Genomic DNA, 20,453 nt, shown 5'->3' with positions numbered 1-20,453 from the left:
ACGACCATGCCCCACCGCTACCAGACCGACGGCGCAGCGATCTACGCCGAGAGCTTTGCCACCATCCGCGCCGAGGCCGACCTCGGGCGCTTTGGCCGCGACGAGGAACAGCTCGCGGTGCGGATGATCCACGCCGCCGGGATGGTCGGGCTGGAGCGGCACATCCGCTTTTCCGAGGAGTTCACCGCCCGCGCCCGCGCCGCGCTGGAGGCAGGTGCGCCGATCCTGTGTGATGCGCGCATGGTCTCCGAGGGGATCACCCGGCCACGCCTGCCGGCGGGCAACGCGGTGATCTGTACGCTGCACGATTCGGCAGTGCCGGGGCTGGCGCAGCAGATGGCCAACACCCGCTCTGCCGCTGCGCTGGAGCTTTGGCGACCGCATCTCGAGGGCGCGCTGGTGGCCATTGGCAACGCGCCGACGGCGCTATTCCATCTGCTCAACATGCTCGAGGATCCGGCCTGCCCGCGCCCCGCCGCGATCATCGGCTGCCCGGTCGGCTTTGTCGGCGCGGCGGAAAGCAAGGCCGCGCTCTGGGCCGCGCAGCCGGTGCCCTGCTGCATCGTCGAGGGCCGTCTCGGCGGCAGCGCGATCACCGTCGCAGCGGTCAATGCCATTGCGAGCCGTGCCGAATGAACTTGCAGCCAAACACAGGCACGATCTGGGGCCTCGGCCTTGGGCCGGGCGAGCCCGACCTGATGAGCGTGCGCGCCGACCGGCTGCTGCGCGGCGCGCGCCATGTCGCCTTCTTTCGCAAGGCCGGGCGGCGCGGGCAGGCGCGGCGCATCGCCGAGGGGCTGATCCCCGAGGGCGCGCAAGAGCACGCGATGGAATATCCGGTGACCACCGAGATCCCCTTTGCCGATCCCGAGTACAACCGCCTGCTCGCCGCCTTCTATGAGACCTGCACGGCCCGGCTGACCGAACTGGCGCAGGCGGGCGAAGATGTGGTCGTGCTCTGCGAGGGCGATCCGTTCTTCTATGGCTCGTTCATGCATCTCTACATGCGGCTGGTGCATCTGGTGCCGGTGCAGGTGGTGCCTGCGATCACCGGCATGTCGGCGGCCTGGACCGCCACCGGCGCGCCGATCACCTGGGGCGATGACGTGCTGACCGTGCTGATGGGCACGCTGCCAGAGGACATGCTGGCGCAGCGTATGGCTGACAGCGATGCGCTGGTGGTGATGAAGATCGGGCGCAATATCGACAAAGTTTGCCGCGCCCTTCAAAGCGCCGGACGATATGATGCGGCATGGCTGATCGAGTTCGCCTCGATGCCGGGCCAGACCGTCCAGCGCCTTGCCGAAGCAGAGCGCAGCGTGACCCCCTATTTCTCGATCATCGTCGTGCACGGCCAGGGGCGACGGCCATGAGCGGGCGGCTGGTCATCGCCGGTCTGGGGCCGGGCGCAGAAAGCCTGGTCACGCCCGAGGCCAGTGCCGCGCTTGCCGCGGCGACGGATGTGATCGGCTATCTGCCTTATGTGGCCCGCGTGGCGGATCGCCCGGGGCTGGTGAAACACGCCTCTGACAACCGCGTCGAGCTTGAGCGCGCCCGGCACGCGCTGGATCTGGCCGCGGCGGGGCGGCGCGTGGTGGTGGTGTCCTCGGGCGATCCGGGGGTGTTTGCCATGGCGGCGGCAGTCTTTGAGGCGGTAGAGGCCGGCCCGGAGGCGTGGCGCAGGCTCGAGATCTCGGTGCTGCCCGGGATCACCGCGATGCTGGCGGCGGCGGCGCGGGCGGGAGCTCCGCTGGGCCATGATTTCTGCGCGATCAACCTCAGCGACAATCTCAAGCCCTGGCCGCTGATCGAGAAGCGCCTGCGGCTGGCGGTGGAGGCGGATTTCGCCATGGCCTTCTACAACCCGCGCTCAAAGGCCCGGCCCGAGGGGTTCGCGCGCGCGCTCGCCCTGCTTACCGAGGTCTGCGGCGATGCCCGCCCGGTGATCTTTGCCCGTGCGGTCTCGACCCCCGAAGAAGAGATCCGCACCGTGCCGCTGCCGGACTGCACGCCGCAGATGGCGGACATGCGCACTATGGTGATTGTCGGATCGTCGCGGACGCGGGTGATCCCGCGCGCCGGGGCGCCCATCGTCTACACACCGAGGTTCGCATGAGCGAGCCAGCGCAGCACCTCTGCCGGGTCATCGGTTTCGGCGCGCGCGGGCAGGGCGGGGCGGTCGATCATCACCACCGGCAGCCCCAGCGCGCGCGCGGCGGTGATCTTCGACACTGCGCCGGGGCCTCCGGCGTTCTTGGCCACGACCATCTCGGTGCCGTGCCACCGCAGCAGCGCAAGATCTGCCTCGACGGTGAACGGGCCGCGATCCACGATAACCTCGGCCCGCGGCAGGGGCAGGGCGGCCTGCGGCGCGTCGACGAGGCGCAGCAGGTAGTGGTGCTGCGGCTGTGCGGCGAAGGCGGCAAGCTGCATGCGGCCCACCGCGAGGAAGACCCGCCGCGGCGGTCCCGCCAGCGCGCGCACCGCCGCCGCCATGTCTGGCACGTGTTGCCAGCGGTCCTCGGGCTGCGCCTGCCAAGCGGCCCGGCTCAGCGCCATCAGCGGCAGTCCGAGCATGGCGCAGGCCGCGGCGGCATTGCGGCTCATTTGTGCGGCGAACGGATGGGTGGCGTCGATGACATGGGTGATGCCGTTGTCTTGCAGGTAGCGCGCCAGTCCCTCGGCCCCGCCAAAGCCGCCGACACGGGTCGGCAGCGGCTGCGCGGCGGGCTGGCGGGTGCGCCCGGCGAGCGACAGTATCGCCCCGACCCGCGCCTCAGCCAGCAGCGCAGCCAATGCGCTGGCTTCCGTCGTGCCGCCAAGGACGAGGGGGCGGGACATGTCTGAGGCTCCTTGGCTGACGATCATCGGGCTGGGCGAAGATGGCGCGGAAGGGCTGTGCTCTGCAAGCCTTGCCGCGCTTGGCTGCGCCGAGGTGGTCATGGGCCCGCAGCGGCATCTCGCGCTGCTGCCCGAGGCGCGCGCCGAGCGCGTGATATGGCCGATGCCCTTTGCCGAAGGTGTGCCGCAACTGCTGGCGCTGCGCGGGCGGCAGGTGGTCGTGCTGGCCTCGGGCGATCCGTTCTGGTTCGGCGCGGGCTCGGTGTTGGCACGGTATCTGGAGCGTGATGAGTGGCGGGCGCTGCCGGGGCCGTCGTGTTTTTCTTTGGCGGCGAGCCGGCTGGGCTGGCCGCTTGACGGGCTGCTCTGCCTCGGGCTGCATGCGGCGCCGCTGGCGCGGCTGCGACCGCATCTGGCGCCGGGACTGCGCGCGCTGGTCACGCTGCGCGACGGCGCGGCTGTGGCGGAACTGGCCGATTACCTGTGCGCGGCGGGCTTCGGTGCCTCGCGGCTCTGGGTGATGGAGGCGCTCGGCGGTCCACGAGAGCGGGTCACGGCGGTGCTGGCCGACTTGCTTCAGGGCGCATTCGCTCACCCGGTCTGCGTGGCGCTGCAGGTGCAGGGCGGCGGCGCGGTGTTGCCACTGGCCTCGGGGCGTGCGGACGGTTGGTTCGACAGCGACGGACAGATGACCAAGCGCCCGGTGCGGGCGCTGACGCTCTCGGCGCTGGCCCCGCGTCCCGGCGAGCACCTGTGGGACATCGGCGGCGGCTCGGGCAGCATCGCGCTGGAATGGCTGCTGGCGCATCCCTCGCTTGCCGCCACCAGCATCGAGCCGCGCCCGGACCGCGCCGAGCGCATCCGCGGCAATGCCGCGCGGCTCGGGCTGGAGCGGCTGGCGGTGATCACTGGCCGCGCCCCCGAGGCGCTGGCCGGGCTGGCTGCGCCGGATGCGGTGTTCGTCGGCGGCGGGCTGGATGCGGCGCTGCTGGAATTTCTGCTGCGGCAGCTGGCGCCGGGCACACGGCTGGTGGCAAATGCCGTGACGCTGGAGACCGAGGCGCTGCTGCTCGGGGCCCATGCGCGGCAGGGCGGCGATCTGCTGCGGATCGAGCTGGCGCAGGCCGCGCCGCTGGGATCGCGCACCGGCTGGGCCGCAGCGCGCCCGGTCGCGCAATGGAGCGTCACGCTGTGATCGTCGCGGGGTTTGGCTTTCGCAGCGGCGCCAATGCGCGCAGCCTTGCCGCGGCTTATGCGCGTGCTGGCGGCGGGGCAGAGGCGCTGGCCACCGCCGCCGACAAGGCCGGGGCGCCAGCGTTCCGCGCCTTCGCCGAAACCCTCGGCTTGCCGGTGGTCGCGCTGCCCGCAGAGCCGCTGAGCGCGCAGCCCACCCCGACCCGTTCCACCGCCGCGCTGGCGGCGCGCGGCACCGGCAGCCTTGCCGAGGCGGCGGCGCTTGTCGCGGCGGGCCCCGGTGCACGCCTGCGTGGCCCGCGCGTGATTTCACCCGACCGGATGGCCACATGCGCCATCGCGACAGGAGACCTCTGATGACCGTTCACTTCATCGGCGCCGGACCCGGCGCGCCCGACCTTCTGACCCTGCGCGGCCGCGACCTGATCGCCGCCTGCCCGCTGTGCCTCTATGCCGGATCGCTGGTGCCCGAGGCGGTGCTGGCGCATTGCCCGCAAGGCGCGCGGATCGTGAACACCGCGCCCATGGACCTTGACCAGATCATCGCCGAGATCATCGCGGCGCATGACGCCGGACAGGATGTGGCGCGGCTGCATTCGGGGGATCTGTCGGTCTGGTCGGCGATGGGAGAGCAGCTGCGGCGGCTGCGGGCGCTCGGTATCCCGGTCTCGGTCACGCCCGGCGTGCCGTCCTTCGCTGCCGCCGCCGCCGCGCTCGGCACCGAGCTGACGCTGCCGGGGCTCGCGCAATCGGTGGTGCTGACCCGCACGCCGGGGCGGGCCTCCAGCATGCCCGAGCGCGAGACGCTGGCCAATTTCGCCGCCACCGGGGCGACGCTGGCGCTGCACCTGTCGATCCAGAACCTCGCCGCCGTGGTCACCGAGCTGACGCCCTTCTATGGCGCCGATTGCCCGGTTGCCGTAGTCTGGCGCGCGAGCTGGCCGGATGAGCGTATCCTGCGCGGCACGCTGGCTGATATCGAGGCGCGGATGGACGCAGGCATCAGCCGCACCGCGCTGATCCTCGTCGGCCCGGCGCTGGCGGGCGAGGGCTTTGACGAAAGCTGCCTTTATGCGCCGGGCTACGACCGCCGCTACCGCCCGCAGGATGCAGACAGCCGCTGGGCTGGCTGGAGCGAGGAGTGATGCGCGGGCTTCTGGTATCCGCGCCCGCCTCGGGCACTGGCAAGACCACGGTGATGCTCGGGCTGCTGCGGGCGCTCAGCGAGGACGGGCTGGTGGTGCAGCCCTTCAAGTCCGGGCCCGACTACATCGACCCGGCGTTCCACCGTGCCGCCTGCGGGCGGGCGTCGTTCAACCTCGATACATGGGGGATGGGCCCGCAGCTGCTGGCGGCGGTGGCGGCGCAGGCGCAGGGCGCAGAGATCTGCGTCGCGGAAGGCTCGATGGGGCTTTATGACGGGGTGGCGACGCGCGGGCAGACGGGCTTTGGCTCCAGCGCCGAGACGGCGCGGCGCATGGGCTGGCCGGTGGTGCTGGTGCTGGATGTCGGCGGCCAGGCGCAAAGCGCCGCCGCCACCGCGCTTGGGTTCCGCCAGTACATGCCCGATCTGCCCTTCGCCGGGGTGATCCTCAACCGCGTCGCCTCGGCCCGGCACGCGCGGCTGACCCAGCTTGGGATGGAGCGCGCCGGGCTGCCAGTATTGGGAGTGCTGCCGCGGCGCGGTGACCTGACCCTGCCGGAACGGCATCTGGGGCTCATTCAGGCCGCGGAGCATCCCGACCTCGACGCGGCCATCGCGGGCTATGCCGAATTTCTGCGCGCACATGTGGACCTTGCGGCCATTCGCGCCGCCGCCGAGGGAGCGCCGCTGCCCTCGAAGACACCGCTGCCATCCCCGCCGGCGCAGCGCATCGCGCTGGCACAGGATGCGGCGTTCTCCTTCACCTATCCGCATCTGCTCGAGGGGTGGCGCGCAGCCGGAGCCGAGGTTCTGCCATTCTCGCCGCTGGCCGATGAGCCGCCGGATCCGCGGGCCGATCTGGTTTGGCTGCCTGGCGGCTATCCCGAGTTGCACGCCGGAACGCTCGCCGCCGCGTCGCGCTTCCGCGCCGCGCTTTGCGCCCATGCGCAAAGCCGTCCGGTGCATGGTGAATGCGGTGGCTACATGGTGCTTGGCAGAGCGCTGATCGACAAGCAGGGCGCGCGGCACGAGATGGCCGGGTTGCTCGGGTTGGTCACCAGCTACGAGACCCGCAAGCTGCATCTCGGCTATCGCCGGGCGGCGCTGCTGGGCCCCATGCCGGGGCAGTCCGAGGGCGCGTTGCTGCGCGGGCATGAGTTCCACTATTCCACCATTGTCGAGCAGCCCGACGCCCCTCTGGCAGAGGTCAGCGATGCCGACGGCACCCCGGTGCCTGAAACCGGCTCGCGCCGGGGCCACGCCACAGGCACCTTCTTTCACCTCATCGCGCAGGAAGAGCCGCAATGACCGAGATCTGGCTGATCGGCATCGGCACCGGCCATCCCGGCCATGTCACGCTGGAGGGCGCGGCGGCGCTGCGTGAGGCGGCGGCGGTGCTCATCCCGCGCAAAGGGCCCGGCAAGGAAGACCTCGCGCATCTGCGGCTGACGATCCTGCGCGCAGCAGGCGCAGAGCCCAAGGTGATCCCCTTCGACATGCCCCTGCGCGATCCTGCGCTGCCTTATGCCGAGCGGGTGGCGCGCTGGCACGACGCGATCGCGGCGCGCTGGCAGCAGGCGCTGCGCGCTGCGCCCGAAGGACCGGTGGCGCTGCTGGTCTGGGGCGATCCCGGACTTTACAATTCCACCCTGCGGATCGCGGCGCGGCTGGAGCCCGCGCCAAAGCTGCGGGTGGTGCCGGGGATCACGGCGCTGCAGGCGCTGACCGCGGCGCATGCCATCCCCTTCAACACGGTGAACGGCGCCGTGACGGTGACCACCGGGCGGCAACTGCGCGAGCATGGCTGGCCGGCGGGGGCCGAGACCGTGGCGGTGATGCTCGATGGCGCCTGCAGCTTTCAGGCGCTTGCGCCCGCAGGGCGGCATATCTGGTGGGGCGGATTTCTCGGAATGCCCGAGCAGGTGCTGGAGAGCGGTCCGCTGGCCGAGGCCGGGCCAAGGATTATCGCCACCCGCACCGCCGCGCGGGCCCGGCACGGCTGGATCATGGACACGTACCTTATCCGTCAGTGACGCTGCTTTGGTACGCCTGTGTCGGTTGCCTGACGCTTGAACACGGGATCAGGAGGCCGGTCAGTGCGCTGAGTGCCGCTCAAACCCAAGGCGTCACCGCAACCCAAATCGAAGCCCTGCTTGTGCGCGGTACATGAAGCGCACGACAGCGGTGCGTTGCGGGGCAAACGAACCCTCGCCGGAGGGCGGCGCGCCCTGCGGCATGTCCTGTTCCAGATCGCCCTCGCCGCAGCAAATCATAACCCCACCCTGAAAGCCTTCGCGCAGCGACTGCGCGACGCCGGAAAACCGCACCAGGTCAACATCACTACGGTCGCACGAAAGCTCGTCAATATCCCCAACGCTCTATGCAAAGCCCGTGAACCATGGGGCCTTCAAGGCGCATGACGGATACAGTTGCTAGGCAACTTTCTCCGATTGCCAAATAAAACGGCGGGCCGGTGGGTTGGCCCGCCGTTTTGCCTTGGGTGAGGGCTCTCACCCCTCGGGGCAGGCCGAGCCGGTTTCGATCCACGCTTTTGTCAGCTGGCCAAAGATCTCCTGCGTGCCGGGGGCGGGCTCGCGACCCTTGCCCGGATCCCAGCCCCAGCCAACGAGCCCGTCGGTGGCATTGTGCTCGTGCAGGTCTTCCATGCTGCGCCCGCCGTTGCGCTCTGGGTCCTTGAGTTGCGCGCAAATTTCTGCGGCGCTCTTGCCGACCCAGCCCATCTCGATCGGGGCGAGCTGCCACGGCGAATGGCCGGGGATCGACCCCTCGCCGGTGGTGAAGGCAAAATTCTCCTCGCCGTGGCAGGTGTTGCAGCGCATGCCGGGCGCGCCGAAATCCGCGTCTCCTCGGACCACCGGCGGCTCATGCGGATGCATGTCCATCCCCTGCCGCGGGCTGTCGCCGACCGGGTGACAGTTGAGGCAGCGCGGGTGCTCGATCACCGCCATCATCTCGGTGAAGAGCGCGACCGAGCGCTCGGTCTCGTCTGCGATGCCGTCGAATTCATCCACGGTGCGCAGCCCTTTCACCGTCTCGGCAAGGGTGGGCAGGGCAAAGAGGGCGGGTGCGGCGCCGAGCAGCGCCGCCATCAGGATCGTCTTGCGCATGGCTCAGGCCTCCATGGTCTTGAGGAAGGGCAGGTCGGTGACCGCTTTGCCGGTCAGCGCGCGCCAAGCGTTGGCGACGGCGGGCCCGATGGGCGGCACCCCCGGCTCGCCGACGCCCGTGGGGTCGGCGTCCGAGGCAATGATCTCGACCATCACCTCGGGCATCTCGTGGATGCGCAGCATGCGGTAGCTGTCGAAGTTGGCCTGCTGCACCGCGCCGCCCTCGCCGAGGGTGATCTCATCGAACAGCACGGTGCCAAGACCGTAGCCGATGCCGCCCTCCATCTGCGCGCGGATCACGTTGGGGTTCACCGCGACGCCGCAATCGACGGCGCACCAGACCCGGTGCACGCGCGGGTGTCCGCCCGCGTCCGAAACCTCGGCAATCTGCGCCACATAGGTCTGGAAGCTTTCGTGCACGGCGACGCCATAGGCCTTGTCGCCCTTGACCTTGCTGCCGTCCCAGCCCGCCATCTCGGCGACTTTCTCGAGCACGCCGCGATCCCGGCCCGCATCCTCGCGAATGAGATCGAGCCGACCCTGCACCGGGTCCTTGCCCTGCGCTTCGAGCACCATGTCGAGAAACACCTCGGTGGCATAGCCAGTGTGTGTGTGCCCAACCGAGCGCCACCAGAGCACGGTGACCGGGCTTTCCTGCTGGGCCCAGCCGACGCGCAGGTTGCCGAGGTCATAGGGCATCTTGGTCGAGCCTTCGTAGGAGGTGGGGTCCATCCCGTTCTGCATCATTTGCGCCATCGGCCCGCCCGCCATGATCGACTGGTTGACCACCACGTCTTCCCAGCCGGTGAGCTTGCCGTCGGCGTCGAGACCGGCGCGCATCTTGTGGACAGTGAGCGGGCGATAGTAGCCGCCGTGCAGATCGTCCTCGCGGGTCCAGACCAGCTTGAAAGCGCCGGGGCCGCCCGCCGCCTTGGCGACCTCGGCCAGTTCGCCCGCAAAATGCGCGGTGTCCTGCGCGCGGCGGCCAAAGCTGCCCCCGGCGAACATCACGTTGAGGCGCAGGGCCTCGGGCTGCAGCCCAAGCGTCTGCACGATCGTCGGCTTGTCGAGCGCCGGGAACTGCGAGCCCATCCAGACCTCGGCCCCGTCTTCCCGCAGTTCGATGACACCGTCGAGCGGCTCCATCGGGGCATGGGCGAGATAGGGGAAGCGGAACTCGGCCTCGATCACCTGCGCCGCGCCCTCGATACCTGACGCGCCATCGCCCAGCATTTCCGCGTCCTTGCCGCCCTCCGAGGCGGCCTTCGAGAAGGCCTCGAAGATCTCGGCGGAGGAGCGCGTCTCGGCCTCGCTCTCGTCCCATTCGATGCTCAGCGCTTCGCGGCCCTTCAGCGCGGCATGGGTCGAACGGGCATAGACCGCGACGCCCTGCGGGATCTGCCGCACGGCCTCGACGCCCGGCACCTCGAGCGCGGCGCTGTCGTCAAACGAGCCGACGGTGGCGCCAAGTTTGGGCGGATGCGCCACGACGACGGTCTGCATCCCTTCGCGGTAGACATCCATGGTGAACGTCGCGGTGCCGGTGGACTTGGCTTTGGTGTCGAGCTTGGGCAGGTCGGTGCCGATCAGCACGAACTGATCCGGCGATTTTACCGGCGGATCCTCCGGCGGGGTCATCCCGGCGGCTTTCTCGGCCAGCGCGCCGAAGCCCGAGGACTTGCCCGAGCTATGTATGATCTGGCCCTTGGCGACGGTGATCTCACCCTCCGGCACGCCCCATTCCTCGGCGGCGGCGGCGACCAGCATGGCGCGGGCGGCGGCCCCGGCCTTGCGCATCTGCATGTAGGAATTGGCCATAGCGGTCGACCCGCCTGTGCCTTGCATGCCGAAGGCGAGGTTCTTGTAGAGTTCGTTGTTGGCGGGCGCGTTCTCGGCGCGCATCTGGCTCCAGTCGGCGTCCATCTCCTCGGCCACCAGCGTGGCGAGGCCGGTGAACGGGCCTTGGCCGAACTCGATGTGCTTGATGATCACGGTGATCGTATCGTCAGGCGCGACGCGGACAAAGGCGTTGGGGGCGAAGGTGGCGTCACCCGTCGCGCCGGATTTCAGCGCAGCTGCAGCGCCGGACTGGGCGCGGGCGGCCAGCGGCAGCGTCATGCCGATCACCAGCCCCGCCGATGAGGCAAGAAAGCCACGGCGGGACAGGGCGGGTTTTGCGGGGGCCGGTTTTGCGAAGGCCAGTCTTTCGAAGGTCTGTGTCATCGTCTCAGCCCTCCAGCTTGTCGGCGGCGTCGTGGATCGCCTTGCGGATGCGGACATAGGTGGCGCAGCGGCAGATGTTGCCCGCCATGGCGTTGTCGATGTCCTCGTCGCTGGGCTTGGGCACTTCGCGCAGCAGCGCGGTGGCGCTCATCACCTGTCCCGACTGGCACCAGCCGCATTGCGGCACGTCGAGGCCCTCCCATGCGGCCTGCACCGCCTCCGCCTCAGGTCCGTCGATGCCTTCGATCGTGGTGACCGAGGCGCCGTCGACAATCGAGACCGGCGTCACGCAGGCCCGGCGGGTCATGCCATTCATCATCACGGTGCAGGCGCCGCATTGGGCGATGCCGCAGCCGAATTTGGTGCCCGTCATCTGCAACTCGTCGCGCAGCACCCAGAGGAGCGGCGTCTCCTCGGGCACATCGACGGACACATCTTTTCCGTTGAGTTCGAACGAAACCATGGCTCTCCTCCCTGGCTGCGCATGCGTAGCTTGGCGCTTGGTTTGTGGAGGGGAGGTAGCGCTGACGGGTGCCGCGTCCACGCCCGAAGGCCGTGATTGCAGCCTTGTCTGATGCGTGGGGCAGGGGCCCATAAGAAGGCCCCCGCCGAAAGTTCCGTGCTCGCCGTGGCTTAGGCCGCGCCGGTCAGCTCGCTGAGATCCACCGCGCGGCCCTCGGTCATCGAGCGCTGCGCCGCGAGGCCCATCAGCACCGCCCATTTGCCATCCTGCAACGAGACCTCGGGCGCGCTGCGCTCGCCGCGCACCAACTCAAGGAACCCGCGATGCTGGTAGAAGGTCGAGCCGTTGTGGTCCCCGGCTTCGAGGATCGTCGGATCGACGGGGATCTCGCGCACCTCGGGCCCCTTGGGCTCACGCGGCGAGACGATGACCTGCGGCACCGGCGCCGCGCCCAGATGCGACGGCCAGAAGCGGCCCGGCCCCGGCACCAGCGCCTCGATCTTGCCCTTGGGGCCGACCGCCGAGATCTCTTCCTGAAAGCGCGAGCCCTCGGCGAACATGCACAGCTCCAGCATGGCGCGCACGCCGCTCTCGAATTCGACCATCACATAGCCATGGTCGAAAATGTCGGGGGTCTCGCCGGCGTAGGTCTCTTCAAGATGGTTGGCCGCCTGACCGCCCATCGCCATCACCCGCACCGGATCGGACTTCAGCGTCAGCCGCATGAGATCGAAGAAGTGGCAGCACTTCTCGACGAAGGTGCCGCCGGTGTAGCGGTTGAAACGGTTCCAGTCGCCGACCTTCTCGAGGAAGGGGAAGCGGTGCTCGCGGATGGTCAGCATCTTCACGCCGCCGGTGGCCGCCTCGGCCTCTTCCAGCAGCTTGGCGACGGGCGGCATGTAGCGGTATTCCATCGCCACCCAGACCGGCGCGGGGTAGCTCTCGGCAAAGGCGTCGATGGCGGCGGCATGCTCTGGGTCAGTGAACAGCGGCTTTTCCACCAGCACCGGCAGCGGGCGTTTGCCTGCGATCTGCTGCAGCTGCTCCACATGGCGGAAGTTGGGGCTGGCGATCAGCAGGCAGTCGATCTCGGCCGCGTCCAGCAGCGCCTCGATGCTGTCCACGAACCGCGCGTTCGGGGCGAACTGCCGCGCATGGGCGCGCATCTCGGCGTCGGGCTCGAAGATCGCGCCGACGGCAGTGTTCTCGAGCAGCGCGATATTGCGCAGATGCTCTTGCCCCATCATGCCGCAGCCGATGATGCCGTAGGTGATGGTCCGTGTCTCGCTGCGCGCGAGGGTCTGGGTCGTCATAGGGAAATCCTCCTCCCTTCAGATGAGGCGCTGGACGTAGAGCGCCTTTTGGGTGTCGTACCAAGTGCGTGAGAACTCGACCGCCTCGCTGCCCTGCGCCCAAGACAGGCGCTCGATATAGGCGGTGGTGGTGCCGGGCTTGAGCGGAAATGCTTCGGGCGCCCAGTCCGGCACCTGCCCGATGCCCACGCGGTCTTCGGCGCGGGTGATCCAAAGCTGCAGGGCGCGCTTGTAGGTCAGGTAGAGCGAATCCTGCACCATTTCGCGCGGCACCCGTCCCGCGCCGCCGTCGAGCCAAATCTCCTCGACCGCGATGACGACATCGTCGAGGTAGCGAAGGCGGCGAAAGCGGGTGCCGTGGTCCGAGGTGCCATAGGCGGGCTGCTGCGGATCCTTGGGAACATAGTCGGCCGCGAGGATATCGGCGGTGGGCAGGCCGCCGCCGCCCTCGGCCAGTTCGAGCCGGAACATCGAGTAGACCGATTCGACCTCGCCACCCGCGCGGACGTAGTTGCCAGAGCCCTGACGGCGCTCGAGCAGTCCCTTTTTCTCGAGCTCCAGCAGTGCCTTGCGCAGGGTGCGCACGGTGGTGCCATGGGCTTTGGCGAACTCACGCTCTGGCGGCAGTTTCTGCCCGTCGACCAGCCGGCCAGCGGCGATATCGCGGATCACCAGCTCGCTGATCTGCATGTAGATCGGCAGCGCATCGGGCCTGTGAGCCGAATTCCTGTTTTTTTCCTGCATGTTTCCGCCTCCCCCTGCGGATGCTGCGAATGAAAAAATTGATACACCATTGATCTACATCAAAGACGCGGGTAGTGAAAGGGAAAGTTCGGAGGTTTTCAGGGAGGAAAACATGACGGTCGTACCCGTTACATCCGCCGATCTCGACGCGGTCGAGGTGGCCTGGTTCTCGGCGCTCTGCTCGGATGACTACCAGTTCCTCGGCGTGCCAGACGGCGATCTGCGTTCGTCGTGGGACCATTGCTCGGACATCGTGAAAACCGCCGAGGCGCAGGGCTTCGGCAATATCCTGTGCCCCTCGTCCTATCAGGTCGGGCAGGACACGCTGAGCTTTGTCGCGGGCTGCGCGCCGATCACCGAGAGCATCAACCTGCTGGCCGCCGTGCGCTGCGGCGAGATGCAGCCGATTATGCTGGCGCGCACCATCGCGACGCTCGATCACATGCTGCAGGGGCGGCTGACGGTGAACATCATCTCGTCCGACTTCCCTGGCGAGAAGGCCGAAAGCCAGTTCCGCTACCAGCGCTCGCGCGAGGTGGTCGAGATCCTCAAGCAGGCGTGGAACCGCGACGAAATCAACTACGAGGGCGAGGTCTATAATTTCACCGGCCTCACCACCGATCCCGCCAAGCCTTACCAGAAGGGCGGGCCGATGCTTTATTTCGGCGGCTACTCCCCCGCCGCGCTCGACCTCTGCGGCCAGCATTGCGACGTCTACCTGATGTGGCCGGAAAAGACCGAGGACATCGCCGCCCGGATGAAGGCCGCCAACGCCGCCGCCGAGCAGTATGGCCGCACGCTGGACTACGGCTTCCGCAGCCATGTCATCGTGCGCGACACCGAGGCGGAGGCCAAGGAATATGCCCGCTACATCGCCAGCAAGCTCGACGACGAGCTGGGGCAGGCGATCCGCGAGCGGGCGCTGGACTCGGGCAGCCTCGGCGTCAGCCATCAGGCGCGCAACCGCGAGCTGGCCGACCTTGAGGGCTATATCGAGCCCAACCTCTGGACCGGGGTGGGGCGCGCGCGCTCGGGCTGCGGCGCGGCCATCGTCGGCTCGACCGATCAGGTGCTGAGTAAGCTCGAGGAACTGCAGAAGATGGGCATCCGTGCCTTCGTGCTCTCGGGTTATCCGCACATCGAAGAGGCCGAGCATTTCGGGTCGCGCGTGCTGCCGCAACTCAATACATGCCAGCTCAACCAGGCCTGGGGCCGGGTTCCGCAAACCCTTCCGAAGACGCCGCTTGGCGCAGGAGACCGCCGCTGATGGATACTCTGAGCGATTTCACCCCCCAAAGCGCAGACATGGACCGCGTGACCATGGCCGAGGGGCTCAGCTTCTCGCGGCTGGTCTACGGCATGTGGCGCATCGGCGATGACGCCGACACTTCTGCGGGCCACGTCCGCGCCAAGATCGACGCCTGCCTTGCGCAGGGGATCACCACGCTCGATCAGGCCGACATTTACGGCGATTACACCGCCGAGGCGGTGCTGGGGCAGGCGTTCAAGGCCGACCCCGCGCTGCGCCAGAAGGTCGAACTGGTCACCAAATGCGATATCGTCGCGCCCTGCGGCAAATACGCGGATGTGGCCTGCAAGCATTACGACACCTCTAAGGCGCACATCGAAGCGTCGGTCGAGAGCTCGCTGCGCGATCTCGGCACCGATTACATCGACTTGCTGCTGATCCACCGTCCCGATCCGCTGATGGACCACGAAGAGACCGGCGCGGCGCTCGACGGGCTGGTCAAGGCGGGCAAGATCCGTGCCGCCGGCGTGTCGAACTTCCGGCCCTGGGACGTCGAGCTGCTGCAAAGCGCGATGGACACCAAGCTGGTCACCAACCAGATCGAGATCTCGCTGGCGCGTGTCCAGCCCTTCACCGATGGCGATCTGGCCTTCCACCAGCGCCGCAAGGATCCGGTGATGGCATGGTCGCCGCTGGGTGGCGGCAGCCTGATGACCGGTGACAGCCCTTTGACCCGCCGCATGGATGCGATGGCTGACGAGTTCGGCGTCGACCGCGCCGCCATCGCCGTGGCATTCCTGCTGCGCCACCCGGCGACCATCCTGCCGGTGCTGGGCACGAACTCTCTGGAGCGCATCGCCAAGATCTCGGACGCCCGCAAGGTCGCGCTGAGCCGGGTGCAATGGTTCCAGCTCTACGAGGCGGCACTGGGCCGCGAGGTGGCGTGATGCAGATCGCGCAGCCCCATAGCTTTGTGCCCGACCCGGGCAACGGGCGGGCGCTGCGCGATGCCTTCGGGCTCTTCGCCACCGGGGTGACCATTGTCACCACCTGCGGGCCCGACGGCTGCGCCGCGATCACCGCCAACAGTTTCTCGTCGGTCTCGATGGATCCGCCGCTGGTGCTCTGGTCGCCCGCGCGCAGTTCCAGCCGCTATGGGCTCTTTGCCGGGGCCGAGCATTACGCGATCCACGTGCTTGCCGCCGACCAGCAGGATTTGGCGTGGCGTGTGGCGAAGGATGGCGCGGCGCTGAAGGGCGTGGATCTGGGCTGCAATGCAAATGGCGTGCCGGTGCTGGAGCATTGCCTCGCGCGGTTCGACTGCCGCCGGCACGCGGTGCACGCGGCGGGGGATCACGCGATCGTCGTGGGCGAGGTTCTGCACGCCGCCACGCAACAGGGCGATCCGCTGGCCTTCTTCGGCGGGCGGGTCGCGCGGGTCGACATCAACTGACGGCAGGCCGCCGCCTTGGAGGAGGGCGCGGCGTGACGGGGAGGAGAGAATGACGTTACTCGACGGGCTGATCCGGCCGCTGTCATGGATCAACGACCGCCTGCTGAAGGTCGGTCGCGGCATCGGCGTCGTGGCCATCGCGGTCATGGTGGCGGTGACCCTCGTGCAGGTGTTCTGCCGCTATGTGCTGGGCAATGCGCTGCCGTGGCCGGACGAGGCCGCGCGCTTTTGCATGCTGTGGATGACCGGGCTGATGGCCCCGACCGCCTTCCGCCGGGGTGGCTTTGTCGCCATCGACATCCTGCCTTCGCTGCTGCCGCGCCGGGCGGCCAGCCTGCTCAACCTCGTGCTTCTGGCGATCAGCCTAATGGTGCTCGTCTTCGCGCTGCAGATCGGCTGGAAAGAGGTCACGGGCCTCGGCGGGCGCTTTGCTTCGGCCTCGCTCTACATTCCCACGGCGCTTGATTTCAGCGAATGGCACCGGGTGCCGCGCAGCTGGATGATGGCCTCGATCCTCGTCGGCATGGGGCTGCTGGTGCTGGTCAATATCGAGCTGATCCTGCGCAACCTTGCCGAGCTTTGCTCGGTCCGCGACCTGCCCACGATCCCGCAGGCCAACACGCAAGGGGCCGAATGACATGCTGATCTGGTTCCTTCCGCTCTTTCTCGTGTTCCTGATGATCGGCCTGCCGGTGTTCTTTGGCCTGCTGGCCGCGCCCGGCATCCTGCTGTTTCTGAACGGGCAGGAGCGCGATCTGACGCTGCTCTACCGCAATCTCTACAACGGCATGGACAGCTTCCCACTGATGGCGATCCCCTTCTTCATGCTGGCGGGAGAGATCATGAACCGCGGCGGCATCACGCATCGCCTCGTGGAATTCAGCCAAGCCTTCATGGGGCATCTGCGCGGCGGTCTGGCGCATGTGAACGTGATGTCGTCGATGCTCTTTGCCGGGCTGTCGGGCTCGGCGGTGGCCGACACTTCGGCGCTTGGCTCGATGCTGATCCCGGCGATGGAGAAACAGGGCTACACCCGCCGCTTCGCCGCCGCGATCACCGCCGCGAGCTCGGTCATCGGGCCGATCATTCCGCCCTCGGGGATCATGATCATCTACGCCTATGTCATGGGCGAGAGCGTCGCGGCGCTGTTCCTTGCCGGGCTGGTGCCGGGCGTGTTGGTGGGCGTCGGGCTGATGCTGCTGATCAAGGTGATGGCCAACCGCTACGACTTCCCCGTGGCGTCCCGTAAATACAGCTGGGGCGAACGGGGAGAGGCGAGCCTCAAGGCCTTCTTCCCGCTGCTGACCCCGGTGATCATCTTGGGCGGCATCCTTGCGGGCGTCTTCACCCCGACCGAGGCGGCGGCGGTGGCGGTGTTCTACGCGCTCTTCATCAGCCTTTTCGTGCTGAAGACCCTGCGCTTTGCCGAACTGCCCGACGTGCTGGGCCGGGCCGGTCTGACCTCGGCGGTGGTGCTGTTGCTGGTGGGCGCGGCCATGGCGTTCAAGACGGTGGTGTCGCTGTCGCACGCGCCGCAGCAGATGGCCGATTTCATTCTGACGCTGACCGAGAACCCGCTGCTGCTGCTGTTCCTGATCAACCTGCTGCTGTTCGCGGTGGGGATGTTCCTCGACGCAGGCCCGGCGATCATCATCTTGGGGCCGATCCTTGGCCCGGTGTTCACCGGCATGGGCGTCGACTCGGTGCATTTCGCGATCATCATGTGCGTGAACCTGACGGTGGGGCTGGCGACGCCGCCCATGGGGCTGGTGCTCTTCGTGGCCTCCGCCGTCTCGGGCGAGCGGGTGACGACCATCGCCCGCGCCATCCTGCCATTCCTCGCGGTCGAGATCGCGGTGATCTTTCTGATCACCTATTTCCCCGCGATTTCCATGACGATCCCGCGACTGACCGGGTTCGCGAACTAAGAAAAATCCAGAGCTATCAGGGAGGATAACATGCTCGGGAAGACCAAAACGCTGGCGGCGACGCTGCTGATGACGGCGGCGCTTGCCGTCCCGGCACTGGCGCAGGACTACACGATCCGCGCCGTCGCCAACTCCAACGAGAACGATGAGGATTACGACGGCCTGCAGGTCTTCAAATCCTACGTCGAGAGCGCCTCGAACGGGGCCATCGGCGTCGAGATTTACATGGGCACGCAGCTTTGCTCGAACGGCGCGGAATGCCTGCAGGGCGTGGCCGACGGCTCGATCGACGTCTATATCTCGACCTCCGGCGGCGCGGCGGGGCTGTTCCCCTACGTGCAGGTGCTGGACCTGCCCTATGTGATGCAGGATGACCGCGTGGCCGAGCGGGTGCTTTCGGGGGAGTTCACCCGCACCATGCGGTCGATGGCGCTGGAGGACTCCGGCGGGATGATCCGCCTGATGACCATCGGCAACACTGGTGGCTGGCGCAACTTCGCCAACACCAAGCAGCGGGTGCAGACACCGGCGGACCTCAAGGGCATGAAGATCCGCACCGTGGTCGCCGATCTGCCGCAGGAACTGGTGCGCGCGCTTGGGGCCGCCCCAACGCCGATCCCGTGGCCCGAGCTGTTCACCTCGCTGCAGACGGGCGTGGTCGAGGGCACGAAGAACGGCATCACCGACATCATGTCGATGAAATTCCCCGAGGCCGGACTGAAATACGTCACGCTTGATGGTCACGCCTATATGGGCGCGCTGTGGTGGATGTCGAACGAGACCTTCCTCGCGCTGCCCGAAGACATGCGCCGGGTGGTGGTCGACGGGTTCTATCAGCTGCAGCAGGCGACCTTTGCCTCGCCCAAGCGCAAGTCGATCCCGGCCTATCAGGAGTTTGTCGAGGGGGGCGGCGATCTCTACGTGCCGACGCCCGAAGAGAAGCAGGCCTTCGCTGACGCCGCGCAGCCGGTCTATGAGTGGTTCACCGCCAACGTCGAGGGCGGCGAGGAGATTTTCAGCGCCATGCAGGGTGCGGTGCAGGCCGCGACCGAAGAGCTTGACGCCGAGCGCGCCAGCGACATTCAATAACGCCTTGTGGGCGCGCCTTTTTAAGGGTGCGCCCGCCCCGGCGCGGGCCTTCGGGCCCTGCCCAATACGATATCAAAAGACACCGAGGACAGGACATGAGCGCCCTTACCGCCACCCTTTCGGACCCCCGCCGCATCGTTGCCCGCGCCAAGATCCTCGCGCCGGGCACGGCGCTGGCGATCGTTCTGGCGATGGCGGCGCAGTTCCTGTCGAACCACTACGGCGCGCCGGTGATGTTGATGGCGATCCTGCTGGGCATTCCTTTCCATTTCCTCTCAGAGCACGAGAACACCGGCCCCGGCATCACCTTCGCGGCCAAAGGGCTGCTGCGCATCGGCGTGGCGCTGCTTGGGTTGCGGGTCTCGCTCGATATGGTGCGGCAGATCGGCTGGGGCTTCGTGCTGATCATCGCGCTTTGCATCGCGGTGGTGATCCTTGGCTCGATCCTTGTCTCCCGCCTTGTGGGCAAGGACCGCGCCTTTGGCTTTCTGACCGGCGGGTCCGTGGCGATCTGCGGTGCCTCGGCGGCGATGGCGATCTCGTCGATCCTGCCGCAGCGCGACACCGCCGAGCGGGATTTGTCGTTCACCGTGATCTCGGTCACCGCCTTTTCGACGCTGGCGATGATCGTCTATCCGATCTTTGCCGAGGCGATGGGGCTCGACCAGCATCTGACGGGGTTGTTCCTCGGCGGCACTATCCACGACGTGGCGCAGGTTGTCGGCGCGGGCTACTCGGTCTCGGACGAAACCGGCGACATCGCCACGGTGGTCAAGCTGATCCGGGTGACCATGCTCGCCCCGGTGGTGCTGATCGGCGCGCTCGCCATGCGCCGCCACGCGCCCACTGCGGCGGCCCGCCCGCCGCTGCTGCCGGGCTTTGTCGCGGCGTTCCTCGTGCTGGCCGCGCTCAATTCCTTCCATCTCGTGCCTGAGGTGGTGATCGAACCCGCCTCGACCCTGTCCCGCGCGCTGCTGGTCACCGCAGTGGCCGCCGTGGGCATGAAGACCTCGCTGGCCAAGCTCGCCGACGTCGGCGGCACGGCCATCGCGATGCTGGCGGTGCAGACAGCCGTGCTGGCCGCGCTGGTGCTGATCCCGCTGTTGACCGGGCTGGTCTAAAAGCGGGCAGCCCGTCCCTCGGCCAACCGTTGATGATGTCGGCGCAAGGCTGCATGGCACGCGCGCCACGCGAGCTGCGGCCGGGGATATTTCCCGGCGCCGCAGTGCATGCGTCCCGCGCTCAACGCCCTTTGGTAGAAGGATGTGTCAGGCTTCCTCGGGCTGCTGTGCCTGAGGTCGCGATGCTCTGCCGGCGCTTTAGCTGGTCCTCAAGGAGAGCCGCTGTGCTCGCCGTAGCGTGAGGCTAGGGGATTGCGCCTGATCCCGATTTTCGGCCTCGCGACGGACCGCCACCTCAGAAATGCACAGAAATCCAGCAGTCGGCAGGGGAAATCAGTCCCACGCCGCTCTCTCGATATGTCTCTATTGATACTGCGTGATATATCTAGAAACATCTCAATAGAACGTAACGGTGGATGATTCGCTTTCTCATGTATGGACAAGACCGACGACAGGCTCTTCTGGCTCGAGAGCAGAGCGCGCCCGCCCGAGATCGTCGCATCATCACAGGCGCTTGGGCGCGCTCCCTCTTCACAGCTCCTCCGCGCATGACCCGTCCGCTT

General features: G+C 67.9%; 22 protein-coding genes. 16 read left to right on the top strand and 6 right to left on the bottom strand.

The window, feature by feature from the left end:
- The first annotated feature begins 6 nt into the window (after positions 1-6).
- From ACXAD2_RS04740 to cobJ, 3 genes are read left to right on the top strand one after another with little or no spacing between them, the layout of a single operon-like run.
- Positions 7-636: a precorrin-8X methylmutase gene (locus ACXAD2_RS04740; protein WP_475167527.1), complete on the top strand. Its 630-nt coding sequence runs from the start codon at positions 7-9 to the stop codon at positions 634-636.
- Positions 633-1,373 (top strand): precorrin-2 C(20)-methyltransferase, encoded by a 741-nt coding sequence (cobI, locus tag ACXAD2_RS04735; protein WP_475167525.1) that lies wholly within the window; start codon positions 633-635, stop codon positions 1,371-1,373. Before ACXAD2_RS04740 ends, cobI begins: the two co-directional genes overlap by 4 nt.
- On the top strand, positions 1,370-2,116 hold the full coding sequence (gene cobJ / locus ACXAD2_RS04730; protein ID WP_475167523.1) for a precorrin-3B C(17)-methyltransferase: 747 nt from the start codon (positions 1,370-1,372) through the stop codon (positions 2,114-2,116). The genes cobI and cobJ overlap by 4 nt, the downstream gene beginning before the upstream one ends.
- Here the strand turns inward: cobJ and ACXAD2_RS04725 are convergent.
- Positions 2,095-2,841 carry a cobalt-precorrin-6A reductase gene (locus ACXAD2_RS04725; RefSeq protein ID WP_475167522.1) on the bottom strand — a complete coding sequence of 249 codons (747 nt, stop codon included), beginning with the start codon at positions 2,839-2,841 and terminating at the stop codon, positions 2,095-2,097. The genes cobJ and ACXAD2_RS04725 overlap by 22 nt on opposite strands.
- Here ACXAD2_RS04725 and cbiE point away from each other — a divergent pair.
- From cbiE to ACXAD2_RS04695, 6 genes are all read left to right on the top strand, one after another.
- On the top strand, positions 2,840-4,036 hold the full coding sequence (gene cbiE, locus ACXAD2_RS04720; RefSeq protein ID WP_475167520.1) for a precorrin-6y C5,15-methyltransferase (decarboxylating) subunit CbiE: 1,197 nt from the start codon (positions 2,840-2,842) through the stop codon (positions 4,034-4,036). The genes ACXAD2_RS04725 and cbiE overlap by 2 nt on opposite strands.
- Positions 4,033-4,392: a cobalamin biosynthesis protein gene (locus ACXAD2_RS04715; protein WP_475168196.1), complete on the top strand. Its 360-nt coding sequence runs from the start codon at positions 4,033-4,035 to the stop codon at positions 4,390-4,392. The genes cbiE and ACXAD2_RS04715 overlap by 4 nt, the downstream gene beginning before the upstream one ends.
- Positions 4,392-5,180, top strand: a complete 789-nt coding sequence (gene cobM / locus ACXAD2_RS04710; protein ID WP_475167519.1) for a precorrin-4 C(11)-methyltransferase — start codon at positions 4,392-4,394, stop codon at positions 5,178-5,180. Before ACXAD2_RS04715 ends, cobM begins: the two co-directional genes overlap by 1 nt.
- Complete coding sequence (locus ACXAD2_RS04705) at positions 5,180-6,487, top strand: cobyrinate a,c-diamide synthase (protein ID WP_475167516.1); 1,308 nt, start codon at positions 5,180-5,182, stop codon at positions 6,485-6,487. The genes cobM and ACXAD2_RS04705 overlap by 1 nt, the downstream gene beginning before the upstream one ends.
- A complete protein-coding gene (gene cobF / locus ACXAD2_RS04700) occupies positions 6,484-7,212 on the top strand; it encodes a precorrin-6A synthase (deacetylating) (RefSeq protein WP_475167515.1) in 729 nt (242 codons plus the stop codon). The genes ACXAD2_RS04705 and cobF overlap by 4 nt, the downstream gene beginning before the upstream one ends.
- A gap of 72 nt (positions 7,213-7,284) precedes the next feature.
- A complete protein-coding gene (locus tag ACXAD2_RS04695) occupies positions 7,285-7,599 on the top strand; it encodes a transposase (RefSeq protein WP_475167512.1) in 315 nt (104 codons plus the stop codon).
- A gap of 90 nt (positions 7,600-7,689) precedes the next feature.
- On the opposite strand, the gene ACXAD2_RS04690 is transcribed toward ACXAD2_RS04695, so the two are convergent.
- From ACXAD2_RS04690 to ACXAD2_RS04670, 5 genes are all read right to left on the bottom strand, one after another.
- The gene (locus tag ACXAD2_RS04690; protein ID WP_475167510.1) at positions 7,690-8,307 is read right to left on the bottom strand and encodes an Isoquinoline 1-oxidoreductase subunit; all 618 of its coding nucleotides are present in this window, start codon (positions 8,305-8,307) and stop codon (positions 7,690-7,692) included.
- A gap of 3 nt (positions 8,308-8,310) precedes the next feature.
- Positions 8,311-10,530, bottom strand: coding sequence for a xanthine dehydrogenase family protein molybdopterin-binding subunit (locus ACXAD2_RS04685; protein WP_475167508.1), 2,220 nt, complete (start codon positions 10,528-10,530; stop codon positions 8,311-8,313).
- Between the two features lie 4 nt (positions 10,531-10,534).
- Positions 10,535-10,993, bottom strand: a complete 459-nt coding sequence (locus ACXAD2_RS04680; protein WP_475167505.1) for a (2Fe-2S)-binding protein — start codon at positions 10,991-10,993, stop codon at positions 10,535-10,537.
- A gap of 170 nt (positions 10,994-11,163) precedes the next feature.
- Positions 11,164-12,306 (bottom strand): Gfo/Idh/MocA family protein, encoded by a 1,143-nt coding sequence (locus ACXAD2_RS04675; protein WP_475167500.1) that lies wholly within the window; start codon positions 12,304-12,306, stop codon positions 11,164-11,166.
- Between the two features lie 18 nt (positions 12,307-12,324).
- On the bottom strand, positions 12,325-13,050 hold the full coding sequence (locus tag ACXAD2_RS04670; protein ID WP_066111593.1) for a GntR family transcriptional regulator: 726 nt from the start codon (positions 13,048-13,050) through the stop codon (positions 12,325-12,327).
- Between the two features lie 112 nt (positions 13,051-13,162).
- Between ACXAD2_RS04670 and ACXAD2_RS04665 the strand changes: the two genes are divergently transcribed.
- The 7 genes from ACXAD2_RS04665 (at position 13,163) to ACXAD2_RS04635 (ending at position 19,890) form a co-directional block, all read left to right on the top strand.
- Entirely contained in the window at positions 13,163-14,317 is a 1,155-nt protein-coding gene (locus tag ACXAD2_RS04665) for an LLM class flavin-dependent oxidoreductase (protein WP_164182856.1), read from the top strand.
- Positions 14,318-14,355: 38 nt separating this feature from the next.
- Entirely contained in the window at positions 14,356-15,246 is an 891-nt protein-coding gene (locus ACXAD2_RS04660) for an aldo/keto reductase (protein ID WP_475168193.1), read from the top strand.
- On the top strand, positions 15,246-15,752 hold the full coding sequence (locus ACXAD2_RS04655; RefSeq protein ID WP_475167496.1) for a flavin reductase family protein: 507 nt from the start codon (positions 15,246-15,248) through the stop codon (positions 15,750-15,752). The genes ACXAD2_RS04660 and ACXAD2_RS04655 overlap by 1 nt, the downstream gene beginning before the upstream one ends.
- Positions 15,753-15,801: 49 nt before the next feature.
- Positions 15,802-16,389: a TRAP transporter small permease gene (locus ACXAD2_RS04650; protein WP_164182853.1), complete on the top strand. Its 588-nt coding sequence runs from the start codon at positions 15,802-15,804 to the stop codon at positions 16,387-16,389.
- Between the two features lies 1 nt (position 16,390).
- Positions 16,391-17,680, top strand: coding sequence for a TRAP transporter large permease (locus tag ACXAD2_RS04645; RefSeq protein WP_224901255.1), 1,290 nt, complete (start codon positions 16,391-16,393; stop codon positions 17,678-17,680).
- Between the two features lie 30 nt (positions 17,681-17,710).
- Positions 17,711-18,769 carry a TRAP transporter substrate-binding protein gene (locus ACXAD2_RS04640; RefSeq protein ID WP_475167491.1) on the top strand — a complete coding sequence of 353 codons (1,059 nt, stop codon included), beginning with the start codon at positions 17,711-17,713 and terminating at the stop codon, positions 18,767-18,769.
- A gap of 95 nt (positions 18,770-18,864) precedes the next feature.
- Complete coding sequence (locus ACXAD2_RS04635; protein ID WP_475167490.1) at positions 18,865-19,890, top strand: YeiH family protein; 1,026 nt, start codon at positions 18,865-18,867, stop codon at positions 19,888-19,890.
- The last annotated feature ends 563 nt before the right edge of the window (positions 19,891-20,453 follow it).

The sequence above is a fragment of the Salipiger sp. ABN3_019 genome (assembly GCF_056158605.1).
The sequence above is the reverse complement of the archived record's forward strand: the minus strand, read 5'-3'. Positions and strand labels throughout refer to the sequence as shown.